We start from the raw sequence: 13,645 nt of genomic DNA on the forward strand, positions 1-13,645 counted from the left end.
CACGCATGACACCTGACGCACCCACAGCAGCCACCCGTCCGACCCTCGTCACCGGCGGCACCGGCAAGACAGGACGCCGCGTCGCCGAGCGGCTCTCCTTACGCGGCCTGCGGCCCCGTACGGGATCGCGCACCGGCACCCCGCCCTTCGACTGGAACGCCCCCGCCACCTGGGACGCCGCCCTCGACGGCATGGGCTCGGTCTACCTCAGCTACTACCCGGACCTGGCCTTCCCCGGCGCCGCCGACACCGTCGGCGCGTTCTGCCGCACCGCCGTCGCCGCCGGCGTCCGCCGCATCGTCCTGCTCTCCGGCATCGGCGAGGAAGGCGCCCGCGCCGCGGAGGACCAGCTCAAGGCCTCCGGCGCCGAATGGACCGTCGTGCGCTCCAACTGGTTCGACCAGAACTTCTCCGAGTGCTTCTTCCTGCCGCCGGTCCTCGCCGGTGAACTCGCCGTCCCCGCCGCCGACACCGTCGCCCCCTTCGTCGACGCCGACGACGTGGCCGACGTCGCCGTCGCCGCCCTCACCGACCCCGCCCACACCGGCCGCACCTACGAACTGTCCGGCCCCCGCCTGCTCAGCTTCGCCGACATCGCCGACGAACTGTCCAAGGCCACCGGCCGCACCATCACCTACCGCCCCGTCACCGTCGAGGAGTACCGCACCATCCTCAAGGACGCCGGCCAGGACCAGACCTACGCCGACGTCTTCGCCGTCTTCCTCGACGGCCGCAACGCCCACCTCGTCGACGGCGTCCGCCAGGTCCTCGGCCGCGCCCCGCGCGACTTCACCGACTTCGCCCGCGAGACCGCCGCCACCGGCGTCTGGACTCCCTGACCCGCCCCGCCCCGCCCGGGGGTGTCCGGGACACGTCCCGGACACCCCCGGACCCTCCCGCCCGCCGCCTGCCCCGTGCCACGGTGACCGCCCATCACCGGTAACCACTCCCAGGAGGCAGCCGCCATGCGCCAGTTCCGACAGGTCCGCCACCGCACCACCGCGACGGTCATGGCCACCGCCGCGGCCCTGACCGCCACCGTCTGCGCCACGACCACGGCCACCGCCGCACCCGCCGACCGGTGCAGCCAGGCCGCCCCCACCCGCGCCGACAACCCGTACACCACCACCCACACCGCCCTGGACGCCGCACCGCTGCGCATGGGCCCCTACGGCGAGTGCTACCGCCTGAAGACCTACGCGGCGGACACCCGGATCGAGGTCCGCTGCTTCATCGTCAACGAGTACGGGAACACCTGGTCCTACGTCCCCGGAGCCGGCTGGATCTGGGACGCCCACCTCTCGGGCAACGGATCGCCCCACCGCTGCTTGGGCGTCTGAGCCGGAGCCCGAACGGAACCCGGCCCGCGGCCCCTTGACCTTCGGCCCTGCCCGCACCGGCCCGCCCGCACGTCGGGCGGGCCGGTGTGTCCGTCACACCGCCGCTGATGTGACGAGCTGTCATGTGACGAAATGCCATAGGGGGCATTCGGGTGGCAATCCTCCCGTACTGCAACTGCCGCCGCCCGCAGCGCAGTCCTTGCCACCACACACACCGCACCACCTCTGGGAGGACGACATGACCGCCTGGCACACCACCACCGGGACCACCACCATCGACCCCTACCGCTTCCCCGGCGCCACCGACGACTACCTGCTGCCCGCGCCCCGGCCCGGCCAGCGCGTCCCCCTCCCGCTCGAGCCGGCCGACCGCCGCCGCCTGGACCTGCACGCGGCCCTGACCACCGCCGGCATCGCCCCGCTGCCCGGCGACCTCGCCGCCATCGACGCGCTCTGCGCCCTCGACGACACCACCCACGCCGCCCTGCAGCGCTGGATCACCCGCACGCCGTGACCAGGACCGCCCCCACCCCGCACCGGGTGGCCGGGCCGCGTCCCACCCGGCCGCCCGGCCCCGCGCCCGGCCGCGTACCGTTCCCCCATGCCCCGCCTCGAACCCCTGCACGCCGGTCACGCCGACGCCCTGCTCGCCTTCGAACGCGACAACCGGGCCTACTTCGCCGCCCACGTCCCCGACCGCGGCGACGACTACTTCACCCACTTCGCCGCTCGGCACGCCGCCCTGCTCGCCGAACAGGCCACGGGAGCCTGCCGCTTCCACGTCCTCGTCGACGACGCCGGCGCGATCGTGGGCCGGGTCAACCTCGTCGACCTCGTGGACGGCGCCGCCGAACTCGGCTTCCGTATCGCCGAGAAGGCCGCCGGCCAGGGCCTCGCCACCGCGGCCGTCCAGCAGGTGTGCACGCTCGCGGCCACCGCCTACGGCCTGAACACCCTGCACGCGGCGGCCACCGTCGCCAACACCGGCTCGCGGACCGTCCTTGTCCGCAACGGCTTCACGGAAACGGGCACCACCGTCCTCGACGGCCACCCCGCCCTGCGCTTCACCCGCCCCCTCGCCCCTGCCTAGCCCCCACCGGCGCCCCGCCCCGGACCGGCCCACCGGCCCCACGCGAGCGCACTACCGGGCGCCGGGGCCCGGGCCGGGGACGTCGGAGCCGCACGGCTCCGGTCGCCCGCTGCCCGCAGGCCCCGGTCGTCACGCCCTCGCCGGCGGCGACCGGCCGGCCCGTCCGTTCACGCGCCGCCGGAACTGCCGGCGAAGAGGGAGCCCGCCAGCTCGTCGTCCATGGAGTGGCGGATCTTGTCCGTCAGGGCGCCCTGCGTGGCTTCCCCGACCACTTCCATGACGCAGCGCGCCTCGTGCGCGGCCTTGGGGGTGCTCTCGTCGGCCCGCTGGGCGACCCGGTCGAAGAACTCCCGGTTGCTCATCGGCACGCCGGTTGCCGGCTGGTCGGGGGCGGTGGCCACGCGGCGCAGATGCTCGCCGATCTCCGCGGGCAGCTGGGCGGCGAGATTGTCGGCCAGCCCGGCGGGGACGCGCTCCGCGAGGGTCTCCAGGGTGGCCCGGGTCGCGGACTCCGCGGCGCCTCGGCTGCCGAGGTGGGCACGGTCCTGGACCTGCCCGATGAACGTCTCGTGATCCATTGCGCTCTCCTTGCCACTGGTCCGGCCCGCCGCGCGGGCGCCCGAAGGGCCCGGCGGGCGGCCGGTACGGGTCATCCGGGACGGCCCCCGGACCCCACGGCCTCCACCGCGGCGTCGATCCGGTCCGCGAGTTCCAGGTCGAGCCGGGTGACGGCATCCACGGAACGGGTGCGGAGGCTGAAGACGACGCCGTTCCACGTCCGCTCCCAGTCCGCCCGGTGACTCAGGTCCGCCCCGGCCCGGCGCACGGCGTCGAGCAGCGGCGCAAGCCGGTCCTCCGGCAGGGCCACGGTCCGGGTCAGACGGCCGGTGTCACCGCTCCACGCGGGCCGGCGGCCCAGCTCGGCGGCCAGCTCCGCGGACGTCAGGGGCGCGGGGGCGTCGGTCGCGGAGTGCCTGCGCTCCGGGTAGGTGGTCGGCGGCGCGAACAGCGGGGCGTAGTCGCGCGGCAAGTGGTCGCGCAGCTCCCGCCCCAGGGCCGGGTCGGCCTCGGCGATCTCGGACAGCACCGCCTGGGTGAGGAGGAGAGCCTGCTCCGGCGGCACCTCGAGATGACGGCCGGCCTCGGCGAGCAGGTCGATGACCCCGTCCCCCGACGGGGGAACGGTGGCGTACGCGGCGTCCTGCTCCGGGCCCGGCAGGGCCTGTCGCAGATGCCGGCGCTGCGGCATCTCGAGCCGGTGGCTCAACGTGCCCAGGACGACCCTGGTCACCCGGGTGGCGGCGTCGGTGTCCGGAAGGGCCGCCCTGCGACGGACTTCTTCGGTCAGGTGCTCGTGAGTGATCATCACGTCTCCCGAGGGGCCGGTCGTGCCCTGCCCCAGTACCCGTCGGCGCACCCGCTACACGGCTTCTTCCCGCCCGGCCCGCCGCGCTCCTCCGCGCTCCGGCGCCCGTCCTCAGGCCCTCCGGAATCCGGCTCCGGGCCGGCCTTTCGTGAAGGCACCGGCCCCGGGAAAAGGAAGATCCCGGCTGGACGGGGGGGACCAGCCGGGATCGGTACAGGGTGGGCACGGAGGGCGGTCGCCTCTCGGCGAGGGGCTCCACAGGGCTTCAGCCGAACGATCTTCCCCATGGGCTATAGATGAGGCCCGGGGACACTGTCCCCTCCGCGACCACATACAGATGAACGGTAAACCATCCCGGGTTGTTCCCGGCAACCGCACCACCCGCCCCACCGGCCCCAGCCACCCGACGCGCCCTCACGCCCGACCGCACCGTGATCCGGCAGCAGCGGACAGTGACCGGCCCGGCCCTTGGCGGCGCGGCACCCGGGCGGAAGGCACGGCACCGGACCGCGCCGAAGCCGGCCGGAGAGGCTCCCGCCTCCCGGCCTGCACAGAAGTGCCACGAGCCCGCGTGTCCTGCGTCCGCGTCCCGCACCCTCGCGGCCCGCGTCCCGCACGGCATCCGGACCACGGCCCCACGTGCCCTCCGGGCCCGCGCCCCGCGCTCAGCCGGCCGCCACGCCCCACGCCGCCCACGCTCAGCCGGACCACGAGCTCGCGTGCCCGGGCCCCGGGCCCCGCGGCCCGCGGCCCCCGCGCTCAGCCGGCGGCAGCGCCGAACCACATGGGCAGCCGGCCGAGCAGATCCCGCTGATCCTCACCGACCCACGCCACATGCCCGTCCGGCCGCAGCAGCACCGCCGGCACGTCCAGTTCCTCGCCGACGTCGACCACATGGTCGACCCGGTCCGTCCAGCCCTCCACCGACAGCCGGCCCGTCCCGTCGAGCAGCAGCCCGCGGCCCTCGTGCATCAGCTCGTACAGGCGCCCCCGCTTCAGCCGCACGTCCCGCATCCGCCGGCCCAGCAGTTCATGCCCCTCGCCGAAGTCGTAGCGGACCCCGACCGCGGTGATCATCCCGGTCACGTACCGGTTCACCTCTTCGAAGTCCATCAGCGTCGTGAACAGTTCCCGCAGCGCGGTCGCACCCGGACCGGTCCCCAGCAGCGTCATCTGCGCGCGGGTGTTGACCAGCACGCGGGCGCCCACCGGGTGCCGTTCGGCGTGGTAGCTGTCCAGCAGACCCTCCGGCGCCCAGCCGTCGACCTCCGCGGCCAGCTTCCAGCCGAGGTTGAACGCGTCCTGGACACCGAGGTTGAGCCCCTGCCCGCCGGTCGGCGGGTGGATGTGCGCCGCGTCGCCGGCGAGCAGCACCCGGCCCACCCGGTAGCGCTCGGCCTGCCGGGTGGCGTCGCCGAACCGGGACAGCCAGCGCGGCGAGTGCGCGCCGAAGTCGGTGCCGGCGACGGCCCGCAGCTGCCGCTTGAACTCCTCGAGGGCCGGCCCGGCCGCACGGTCCTCGGACACGCCGTCGGCCGGCACGCCGACGCGGTACACCCCCTCCCCGAGGGGGATGGCCCCGAACCGCAGCTGGGTCCTGCGGACCTCCTCGACGACGGCGGCGATCGTCGCCGGATCCTCGGTCAGCTCCATCTCGCCCAGCAGCGTCTCGACCGTGGTGGGCTCGCCGGGGAAGCCGACGCCGAGCTGCTTGCGCACCACGCTGCGGCCGCCGTCGCACCCGACGAGGTAGCGCGAGCGCAGGTGCGTACCGCCCCCGCCGGCCACACCCCCGGGGGCACCCCCGTTCGCCAGCTCGACGCTCACCCCGTCCTCGTCCTGGCTCACCCCGACCACTTCGCAGCCGCGCCGGATCTCCACGCCGAGTTCGACGGCACGCTCGCCCAGCAGTCGCTCGGTGACCGGCTGCGGGGTGGCGACGCCGTACGGGTGCGCCGTGTCCAACCCGTCCGGCCACGGCTTGACGATGCCGCCGAAAAGACCGCCGACCTGGAATTTCTCACTGACCGCGAGGAACCGGTCCAGCAGACCGCGCTGGTCCATCACCTCGACGCTGCGCGCGTGCAGGCCCTGCCCGCGGCCCTCCCGGGTCGGCTCGGTCAACTTCTCCAGCACGACCACGTGCACACCGTGCAGCCGCAACTCGCAGGCCAGCATCAAGCCGGTCGGTCCGCCGCCGACCACGATCACGTCAACCATCAACAACGCCCGCCCATTCAACGAGATCGGATTCCGCCATCGGCCCGCGCGGTCCGGCGGCACGCCCCCCGCACCTGCGCGCCGGGCCCCGGCCACCACCGCCACCGCACCGCGACTCCCACCGGCGGTTCGACACCCCGCACCACACGTACGGCAACAAAAGCCCGCACATGTCACGAATCTGCCATTTCCCCAGGTTCCGGCCCGGGTCGATCATTCTGCGGCACGCCCCGGGCCTTGCCGCAAGCCCCCCGCCGCGCTATAAGTTGAGAGTGGCAAGGAGTGAACAACCTCCTTGCCTTTTCCTTTTCTTGGCCGCCGCGGACGGCGAAACCACACCGGCGACGGGCCCGCCGAACGCGACAGCCGTCTCGGAAAGAGACCTCGCCCGCCGGCGCCCCGCTTCGACCTCCCACGGCCCGAGCGCGCCTGCCGGAGCGCTCTCAGCCCCCTTGTCGGAGGGCTCAGCCGCCCATCCCTTGCCAGGTGACCCGCGTCACACCCGGCTCCTGTCAGCAATCGGGGCGCCGTCTCGTTCAAGGGGCACGCGAACGAGACAGGAGCAACGCCATGAAGCACCGCATCGTCGTACTCGGCGCCGGATACGCCGGGGCCTTCGCCGCCGGGAACCTGGCCCGCCGGCTCTCACCCGCCGACACCGAGATCACCGTCGTCAACGCCGAGGCCGACTTCGTCGAGCGGATGCGGCTCCACCAGCTCGCGGCCGGCCAGGACGTCGCGTTCCGCAAGCTCGCCGACGTGTTCGCCGGTACCGGGGTGCGGCTGCGCCTGGCGCGCGTCACCGGCGTCGACCCCGAGCGCAAGGCCGTCGCCGTGACCGGCGAGGACGGCGACGGCGAGCTCGCGTACGACACGCTTCTCTACGCGCTCGGCAGCTCCGTCGCCCACCACGGCGTCCCCGGCGTGGCCGAGTACGCCTTCGACGTGACCGGCCGGTCCTCGGCGCTGCGTCTGCGCGAGCGTCTGGCCGGCCTGAACGAGGGCGGCACCGTGCTGGTCGTCGGTGAGGGGCTGACCGGCATCGAGACCGCCACCGAGTTCGCCGAGTCCCGGCCCGACCTCTCGGTCGCCCTCGCCGCCCGCGGCGAGCTGGGCGCCTGGCTCTCCCCGAAGGCCCGCCGCCACCTGCGCCAGGCCTTCGACCGGCTCGGCGTCACCGTCCACGAGCACACCGGCATCGCAGCCGTCGAGCCGACGCGGGCGATCGCCGCAGACGGTATGTCCCTTCCGGCCGACGTGACCGTGTGGTCGGCCGGGTTCGCCGTGCACCCCATCGCGGCCGCCAGCGGCCTGGAGGTCGCCGAGACCGGCCAGATCGTCGTCGACCGCACCATGCGCTCCCTCTCGCACCCGGACGTCTACGCCGCCGGTGACTGCGCCTACGCGATCGGCGAGAACGGCCGGCCGCTGCCGATGTCCTGCGCCTCGGCCGGCATCACCAACATGCAGGCGACCGCCGCGATCATCGCGCGCCTGACGGGCAGCGAGGTCCCGATCACCGGGCTGAAGTACTACGGCAACCACATCAGTCTCGGGCGGCGGGACGCCATCTTCCAGATGGTGGACGGGGACGCCCGGTCCAAGTCCTGGTACCTGGGCGGCAAGGCCGCCGCGCGGCTCAAGTCGGGCGTGCTCAAGGGGGCCGGCTGGGGCATCGCCCACCCGACCTTCGGCATGCCGAAGCGCAAGCGCCGCCTGGCCACCGCGCCCGACCGGGCCGCTGTGAGGGTCGCCGCATAGGCTGCTTCCCATGGACAGCGCAGCCATCGATCGGTTCGAGGCCAGCCGGGGCCGGCTGGCCTCGCTGGCGTACCGTCTGCTCGGCTCGGCCGCCGACGCCGAGGACGCCGTGCAGGACACGTTCCTGCGCTGGCAGGCCGCGGACCGCGAACGCGTCGAGGTGCCGGAAGCGTGGCTGACCAAGGTCGTCACCAATCTCTGCCTCGACCGGCTCCGCTCGGCGCAGGCGCGCCACGAACGCGCGGTCGGCGCCTGGCTGCCCGAGCCGCTCCTCGAGGGCGACCCGATGCTCGGCCCTGCCGACACCTTCGAGCAGCGCGAATCGGTGTCCTTGGCCGTACTGACCCTCATGGAGCGCCTCTCACCGGTCGAGCGGGCCGCCTACGTCCTGCGCGAGGCCTTCTCGTACCCCCACGCCGAGATCGCCCAGATCCTCGAGATCACCGAGTCCGCGAGCCAGCAGCATGTCCACCGGGCCCGACGCCGGATCGCCGTCGAGCGCCGCGGCGGCGACGAGGTGGACCCCGCGACCGCGCGCCGGATCGTCGAGGAGTTCCTTGCCGCCGCCACGTCGGGGCGCACCGAACGCCTGGTGGAGATGCTCACCGCCGACGTGACCGCGATCTCGGACGGCGCCGGACTGGCCAGGCGGCTGCTGCGGTACACGACACGCGAGCGTGTCGCCTCCTACGTGCGGGCCGGCTTCAAGCCCACTCCGGCGAAGCGGCGGCTGGCCGGCGGCTCGCCCGTGTTCCACTTCGCGCTGGTCAACGGCTCCCCGGCCGTCCTTGCCGTGGTCGAGGACCGGGTCGCGGGCGCCGTGGCGTTCGGGGTGAGCGACGGCAAGGTCGCGTCCCTGTGCGGCATCGCCGCCGCGGACCGGCTCGCGCGCCTCAGCGGGGCCTGGCGGCAGCACGAGCCCGACGCGCCGCTCATCAGCGCATGGTGACCTGAGGGGAGCGAGGACGGCACCCCGTCGGCCTCCGCCGGCCACCGACCGTCCCGGAGGGCCGACCGGCACGGCTCCGGACGCCCCCGGCCACCCGTCGCCGAAGTCGAAGCAGGGGCCCCTCTAGAGTCACGCCCGTGACCGACCTCTCCTACCTCGCCGCCGTCCGGGAGTCGTACGACACCGTCGCCGCCGCATACGCCCGACAGGTCACGTTCCCGGCCGAGTTGGACCCGCTGTCACGCGCCGTGCTGGCGGCGTTCGCCGAGGACGTACGGACGGCCGGCCGCGGGCCCGTCGCGGACGTGGGATGCGGTCCCGGCCGGGTGACCGCGCACCTGGCCGGGCTGGGGGTGCCCGCGTTCGGCATCGACCTGTCGCCCGCGATGGTCGAACTGGCCCGCCAGGCGTATCCGGGGCTGGACTTCACCGTCGGGTCGATGACCGCGCTGGCGATCGACGACGACGAACTCGGCGGCATCCTGGCCTACTACTCCGTCCACCACACGCCACCGGAACTGCTGCCGGTCGTGTTCGGCGAATTCCACCGCACACTCGCACCCGGCGGCCGCCTGATGCTGGCCGGCCACGCCGGGACCGGTGAACACCTGCGTCCGACACAGGCGTACGGCGGCCGCCCGGTGTCCTACGAGTCCTACCTGACGCCGCCGGACCGGACCGCCGAACTGCTGGAGGCGGCCGGCCTCGTGATCACCGCGCAACTGCTGGAGCCGCCCGGCGAAGGAACGAAGAGAACGGTCGCCACCTTCCTCGCCCGCAAGCCCGACTCCTCCAACACCCCCGACACGCCCACCTGTTGATACGCGGCCGGGCCCCGGCCCGGGGCGACGGGTCAGCGGAAGGGGACGAAGCCCTGTGACCGGTCGAGACGGAACGGCGAGCCAGGAGCCCCGGGCGTCCAACCGCCGGCGCGGGCGGTGCGAATGCTGTCGGCGACGTGCGCGGGCAGGAGCGGCGCGGCCGTTCTTCCCACCCAGTTGCCCGGATGCGGCTGATCGGTCGTGACCACCAAGGTCGTGCCCGGACCCTCCGCGAGCTCCACCGCGTAGGTGAGGGGAGACCACACCATTCCCTGGCCGTACGTCGGCCTTCCGCGCAGCCTCCAGCGGTAGGCGGCACCGTCGACGGTGATGCGCCGCGCGCCCTTCCTGGCCAGTGCCATCGCCACGTCCTTCCCCCGAGAACCCCTGCGGATCCGTGCGGACTCCTGCGAACTGTACGAGCAGCGTGGCCAGTTCGCCGGACGTGAACAGCACGGCCTGCGCCCGCCGCACGCCAGGAGTGCCCTCGGGCGACCGCCGGGCCGCCGGACTTGCCGAAGCGGCAACACGGCTGGCCGCGCCCGCCACACCCGCCGCATGATCGGCGAAGAGCCGTGCACGCGTGGGCCCGAAGCCGGCCCGGCGCGCACACTGGAGACCCGTGGAGGACTCATGCCGCAGCAGCAGGCCGCCGACGCCACCCACCGACTGGTCCCCTCACCGGCGGGCCGGATCCACCTGGTGGAGCAGGGCAGCGGCCCTCTGGTGCTGCTCGTGCACGGCTTCCCGGAATCCTGGTACTCCTGGCGTCACCAACTGCCGGCTCTGGCCGCCGCCGGATACCGCGCGGTCGCCGTCGACGTCCGCGGCTACGGCCGTTCCTCCAAGCCCGCGGCCACGGACGCGTACCGGATGCTCGACCTGGTGGACGACAACGCCGCCGTGGTGCACGCCCTCGGTGAGCGGTCCGCGGTGATCGTCGGACACGACTGGGGTGCGACCATCGCCGCGAACTCCGCCCTGCTCCGGCCGGACGTGTTCCGCGCGGTGGGACTGCTCAGCGTGCCCTACGCCCCACGCGGCGGTCCGCGGCCCGGTGACGTCTTCGCCCGGATGGGCGGGGAGGAGGAGTTCTACGTCTCCTACTTCCAGCAGCCGGGCCGGGCGGAGGCCGAGATCGAACCCGACGTACGCGGCTGGCTCGCCGGTTTCTACGCCGCACTGTCCGCCGACACCATGCCCGCCCCCGACGCGCCGGACCCGCACTTCGTGAGCAGGGGCGGGACGCTGCGCGCCCGGTTCCCCGCGGGCCCGCTGCCCGGATGGCTCGGCGAGGACGATCTCGACGTCTACGCGGGGGAGTTCGAGCGGACCGGACTGGGCCCGGCGCTGAACCGCTACCGGAACATGGACCGGGACTGGGAGGATCTCGCCGCCTTCGACGGCGCTCCCCTCACCCAGCCGTCCCTGTTCGTCGGCGGCGCCCTGGACGCCTCCACCGTGTGGATGGCCGACGCGATCGACGCCTACCCCACGACGCTGCCCGGCCTGGTCTCCTCACACCTCCTCGACGGCTGCGGTCACTGGATCCAGCAGGAACGCCCCACCGAGGTCAACCGGCTCCTGACCGGCTGGCTCGCCGCGCTGCCCGCCTGACGCCTGCGCACCGCTGCCGAGGTGCGACGGGACGGTCATGGCTGTCGCCGAGAGCCGGCCCGGGACGGCGCCGCCCGGCACCCGACCCCGCGGAGGCATGAGCCTCGATGTTCCGCTACGGGCCTCGGCGAAACGACGAAAGCCGCCACCGGGGTCCGTCCCCGGCGGCGGCTCTGTCGTGGTTCAGCCGAGCTCGGACGTCGCGTACGCCTCGATGGCGTCACGCTGGTAGGCGGCCAGGCCCGGGGCGATCGCCTCGTACGCGGCGCGCCAGGCGTCGTTGTCCACGCAGGACCGCCCGATCGCGCGGTACTCGTCGGCAGAGACGGCGCGCAGTTCCGACAACGCCCGGTACTGGGCGTCGATCTCCGCCTGTACGGGTTCGGCGTCGACCGGGTTGCCGGCGACCATGAGTTCGGCCAGCCGGATCATCTGCGCCGTGCGCTCGCGATGCCCCGCCTCCGCCTCGGCCTGGCTCATCGTGGCGGCCCGCCGGCCGACATCCTCGGCGAGTTCGGGGAAGTCGCGCATGTTCTGTCCGTACTGGGAGGGCCGCACGCCCTCGAACAGGTTCTCCGGTCGGTTGATGGCGGTCATGTGTCTGCCGTCCTTCCTGGACTGTTCCAGTTCGGCGATCGTGCGGGAGACGGTGCCGGCCAGTGCGTCGAGCCGGTCCCGCTCGGCGAGCAGCCGCCGGTGGTGGCCGCGCAGGGCTTCGACCTCGTCGACCTGCTCGGCCAGGATCCGGCCGATCTCGGGCAGTCCGACGCCCAGGGCCCGCAGTACGAGGATCTGCTGCAGCAGCAGGAGTTGGTGCTCCTCGTAGTAGCGGTGGCCACTCGCGCCGATCCGGGCCGGAGGCAGCAGACCGATCTCGTCGTAGTGCCGCAGGGTCCGGGCGGTCACGCCCGACATCCGGGCCACCTCCGCGATCGGCCATTCCATCGCCGCTCCCTCACGAGTGCGTCACCGGGCCGGTTTCTCCGGCCCTGGTCAGGACGGTAGAAGCTGCCGCAGCGGCAACCGCAACCCGTCGTCCGAACCCGGCTTCGGCGGCCCTGCGCGGTCGGACGGTCAGCGCCCGGCGCGGGGAGAAGGGTCCGTGGACGGGGAGGGCGCCGGCTCGAGGCGGACACAGCACCGGCCGGGGGCGGGCGCCAGGCATGCCTGGAGGCGGACCTCGTCGAGCCCTTGGAGCACGCCGCGCAGCAGGTGGAGGTTCATGCCGCACACCGTCTCGGTGTGTTCGCGGGCGAGCGCGTGGAAGGGGCAGTTGCCCAGGACGACGGCGTCCCCGTCGTGGCGGGGCTCGAATCCGTACCGCTCCAGCAGGTCGAGCACGTCCGTGGCGCCCTGCCCGGCGAGCTGTGTGCCGAGCCGGTGCGCCTCGCGGTGCAGGACGGCCCTGACCGGTTCGCCGGTCACCTCGGACGTCTCCACGGCCTGCGCGAGGAGCCGACCGGCCAGTTCGTAGTGACGCTCGGGCAGGCTGACGGCGACCTGCTTGGCCGAGCGCTTGTAGAGCTTGGCGGGCCGGCCCGCCCCCGGACCGGTGCGTCCGCTGCGCCGCTCGTAGACGACGTCGAGCAGCGATTCGCCGGCCAGGCGGTCCAGGTGGAAGGCGGCGGTCTGCCGGGCCAGGCCGAGAGCCGCGGCGGCCTCGTCGCGGCTGACCGGCCCCGGCTGGCGCGCGACGTGGTCGTAGAGCCTCCTGCGGGTCGGCTCGTCGAGGGCGGCGACGGCGGAGACATCCGGGTCGGGCGCGGCATCCGGGTGGGGTGCTTCTTTCGGGTGGTCCACGAACACCAGTGTAAAACCAACGCCCATTGACTAAAGAGGTGATCCGCGCTTCTATCGATAGTGAGAGTTGTCGATAGAAGCTCGGCAGAGAAAACCGAAGACGGAAAGAAGGGCGCCCACCATGTCGTCCCCCACCACAACCACCACGTCCGCCCCCGCACGGCGGGCCGCGCTCGCCGACCCCGGATACCAGGCGTTCGTCATCCTGCGCATCGGGTTCACCGTGGCGCCCGTCCTGTTCGGGCTGGACAAGTTCACCAACCTGCTCGTCGACTGGCCCGTCTACCTCGCGCCGTGGATCAACGACATCGTCCCCGGCAGCGCCCAGCAGGCCATGTACGCCGTCGGCGTCATCGAGATCGTGGCGGGCGTCGCCGTCGCGCTCGCACCGCGCTTCGGAGGCTGGCTCGTGGCCGGCTGGCTCGCCGGCATCATCGTCAACCTGCTGACCGTCCCGGGCCACTACGACATCGCGCTGCGCGACTTCGGCCTGCTGCTCGGCGCGGTCGCCCTCGCCCGGCTCGCCCAGCACTACCACGGCACCCGTCGGCCGCACTGACGGCACCGGACGGCCGCGGCCGGCGACGACAGGACCGGGTCCGCCGCGGGCGGAGGCGCCGATGCAAACAATGAGACCACCGTATGCTCCCTTGGGGATTCTGCCGCTCCCGGTATCTCCAC

General features: G+C 73.6%; 15 protein-coding genes. 9 read left to right on the forward strand and 6 right to left on the reverse strand.

The window, feature by feature from the left end:
• The first annotated feature begins 5 nt into the window (after positions 1-5).
• From AB0K36_RS22995 to AB0K36_RS23010, 4 genes are all read left to right on the forward strand, one after another.
• Positions 6-839, forward strand: coding sequence for an NmrA family NAD(P)-binding protein (locus AB0K36_RS22995; protein ID WP_364597427.1), 834 nt, complete (start codon positions 6-8; stop codon positions 837-839).
• 126 nt (positions 840-965) lie between these two features.
• Positions 966-1,340, forward strand: a complete 375-nt coding sequence (locus AB0K36_RS23000; protein ID WP_364597430.1) for a hypothetical protein — start codon at positions 966-968, stop codon at positions 1,338-1,340.
• Between the two features lie 238 nt (positions 1,341-1,578).
• A complete protein-coding gene (locus AB0K36_RS23005) occupies positions 1,579-1,854 on the forward strand; it encodes a hypothetical protein (RefSeq protein WP_189473886.1) in 276 nt (91 codons plus the stop codon).
• An 87-nt stretch (positions 1,855-1,941) separates the two neighbouring features.
• Complete coding sequence (locus AB0K36_RS23010; protein WP_364597433.1) at positions 1,942-2,430, forward strand: GNAT family N-acetyltransferase; 489 nt, start codon at positions 1,942-1,944, stop codon at positions 2,428-2,430.
• A gap of 167 nt (positions 2,431-2,597) precedes the next feature.
• Here AB0K36_RS23010 and AB0K36_RS23015 read toward each other — a convergent pair whose 3' ends face one another.
• The 3 genes from AB0K36_RS23015 to rox form a co-directional block, all read right to left on the reverse strand.
• A complete protein-coding gene (locus AB0K36_RS23015; RefSeq protein WP_364597436.1) occupies positions 2,598-3,008 on the reverse strand; it encodes a DUF2267 domain-containing protein in 411 nt (136 codons plus the stop codon).
• A gap of 71 nt (positions 3,009-3,079) precedes the next feature.
• The gene (locus AB0K36_RS23020; protein ID WP_364597439.1) at positions 3,080-3,796 is read right to left on the reverse strand and encodes a DUF2267 domain-containing protein; all 717 of its coding nucleotides are present in this window, start codon (positions 3,794-3,796) and stop codon (positions 3,080-3,082) included.
• Between the two features lie 759 nt (positions 3,797-4,555).
• Positions 4,556-6,016 (reverse strand): rifampin monooxygenase, encoded by a 1,461-nt coding sequence (gene rox / locus AB0K36_RS23025; RefSeq protein ID WP_364597442.1) that lies wholly within the window; start codon positions 6,014-6,016, stop codon positions 4,556-4,558.
• Between the two features lie 570 nt (positions 6,017-6,586).
• On the opposite strand from rox, the gene AB0K36_RS23030 reads away from it, so the two are divergent.
• From AB0K36_RS23030 to AB0K36_RS23040, 3 genes are all read left to right on the forward strand, one after another.
• Positions 6,587-7,777 carry an NAD(P)/FAD-dependent oxidoreductase gene (locus AB0K36_RS23030; protein WP_364597444.1) on the forward strand — a complete coding sequence of 397 codons (1,191 nt, stop codon included), beginning with the start codon at positions 6,587-6,589 and terminating at the stop codon, positions 7,775-7,777.
• A gap of 10 nt (positions 7,778-7,787) precedes the next feature.
• The gene (locus AB0K36_RS23035; RefSeq protein ID WP_364597447.1) at positions 7,788-8,726 is read left to right on the forward strand and encodes a sigma-70 family RNA polymerase sigma factor; all 939 of its coding nucleotides are present in this window, start codon (positions 7,788-7,790) and stop codon (positions 8,724-8,726) included.
• 137 nt (positions 8,727-8,863) lie between these two features.
• Positions 8,864-9,547 (forward strand): class I SAM-dependent methyltransferase, encoded by a 684-nt coding sequence (locus AB0K36_RS23040; protein ID WP_364597450.1) that lies wholly within the window; start codon positions 8,864-8,866, stop codon positions 9,545-9,547.
• A 32-nt stretch (positions 9,548-9,579) separates the two neighbouring features.
• Here the strand turns inward: AB0K36_RS23040 and AB0K36_RS23045 are convergent, their stop codons facing one another.
• Complete coding sequence (locus AB0K36_RS23045; protein ID WP_364597452.1) at positions 9,580-9,909, reverse strand: hypothetical protein; 330 nt, start codon at positions 9,907-9,909, stop codon at positions 9,580-9,582.
• 271 nt (positions 9,910-10,180) lie between these two features.
• Between AB0K36_RS23045 and AB0K36_RS23050 the strand changes: the two genes are divergently transcribed.
• On the forward strand, positions 10,181-11,164 hold the full coding sequence (locus AB0K36_RS23050; protein ID WP_364597455.1) for an alpha/beta fold hydrolase: 984 nt from the start codon (positions 10,181-10,183) through the stop codon (positions 11,162-11,164).
• Positions 11,165-11,347: 183 nt separating this feature from the next.
• Here the strand turns inward: AB0K36_RS23050 and AB0K36_RS23055 are convergent, their stop codons facing one another.
• On the reverse strand, positions 11,348-12,109 hold the full coding sequence (locus tag AB0K36_RS23055) for a MerR family transcriptional regulator (protein ID WP_364597458.1): 762 nt from the start codon (positions 12,107-12,109) through the stop codon (positions 11,348-11,350).
• Positions 12,110-12,238: 129 nt separating this feature from the next.
• A complete protein-coding gene (locus AB0K36_RS23060) occupies positions 12,239-12,970 on the reverse strand; it encodes a helix-turn-helix transcriptional regulator (protein ID WP_364597469.1) in 732 nt (243 codons plus the stop codon).
• Between the two features lie 115 nt (positions 12,971-13,085).
• On the opposite strand from AB0K36_RS23060, the gene AB0K36_RS23065 reads away from it, so the two are divergent.
• Entirely contained in the window at positions 13,086-13,523 is a 438-nt protein-coding gene (locus tag AB0K36_RS23065) for a hypothetical protein (protein ID WP_364597460.1), read from the forward strand.
• The last annotated feature ends 122 nt before the right edge of the window (positions 13,524-13,645 follow it).

The sequence above is a fragment of the Streptomyces kurssanovii genome, assembly GCF_040677245.1.
GTDB lineage: Bacteria > Actinomycetota > Actinomycetes > Streptomycetales > Streptomycetaceae > Streptomyces > Streptomyces kurssanovii.

Excerpts from the sequence above, each read along its gene's own strand:
- AB0K36_RS22995 (WP_364597427.1), top strand. The coding sequence starts at position 6 with ATGACACCTGACGCACCCACAGCAGCCACCCGTCCGACCCTCGTCACC.
- AB0K36_RS23000 (WP_364597430.1), top strand. The coding sequence starts at position 966 with ATGCGCCAGTTCCGACAGGTCCGCCACCGCACCACCGCGACGGTCATG.
- AB0K36_RS23005 (WP_189473886.1), top strand. The coding sequence starts at position 1,579 with ATGACCGCCTGGCACACCACCACCGGGACCACCACCATCGACCCCTAC.
- AB0K36_RS23010 (WP_364597433.1), top strand. The coding sequence starts at position 1,942 with ATGCCCCGCCTCGAACCCCTGCACGCCGGTCACGCCGACGCCCTGCTC.
- AB0K36_RS23015 (WP_364597436.1), bottom strand. The coding sequence starts at position 3,008 with ATGGATCACGAGACGTTCATCGGGCAGGTCCAGGACCGTGCCCACCTC.
- AB0K36_RS23020 (WP_364597439.1), bottom strand. The coding sequence starts at position 3,796 with ATGATCACTCACGAGCACCTGACCGAAGAAGTCCGTCGCAGGGCGGCC.
- rox (WP_364597442.1), bottom strand. The coding sequence starts at position 6,016 with ATGGTTGACGTGATCGTGGTCGGCGGCGGACCGACCGGCTTGATGCTG.
- AB0K36_RS23030 (WP_364597444.1), top strand. The coding sequence starts at position 6,587 with ATGAAGCACCGCATCGTCGTACTCGGCGCCGGATACGCCGGGGCCTTC.
- AB0K36_RS23035 (WP_364597447.1), top strand. The coding sequence starts at position 7,788 with ATGGACAGCGCAGCCATCGATCGGTTCGAGGCCAGCCGGGGCCGGCTG.
- AB0K36_RS23045 (WP_364597452.1), bottom strand. The coding sequence starts at position 9,909 with ATGGCACTGGCCAGGAAGGGCGCGCGGCGCATCACCGTCGACGGTGCC.
- AB0K36_RS23050 (WP_364597455.1), top strand. The coding sequence starts at position 10,181 with ATGCCGCAGCAGCAGGCCGCCGACGCCACCCACCGACTGGTCCCCTCA.
- AB0K36_RS23055 (WP_364597458.1), bottom strand. The coding sequence starts at position 12,109 with ATGGAATGGCCGATCGCGGAGGTGGCCCGGATGTCGGGCGTGACCGCC.
- AB0K36_RS23065 (WP_364597460.1), top strand. The coding sequence starts at position 13,086 with ATGTCGTCCCCCACCACAACCACCACGTCCGCCCCCGCACGGCGGGCC.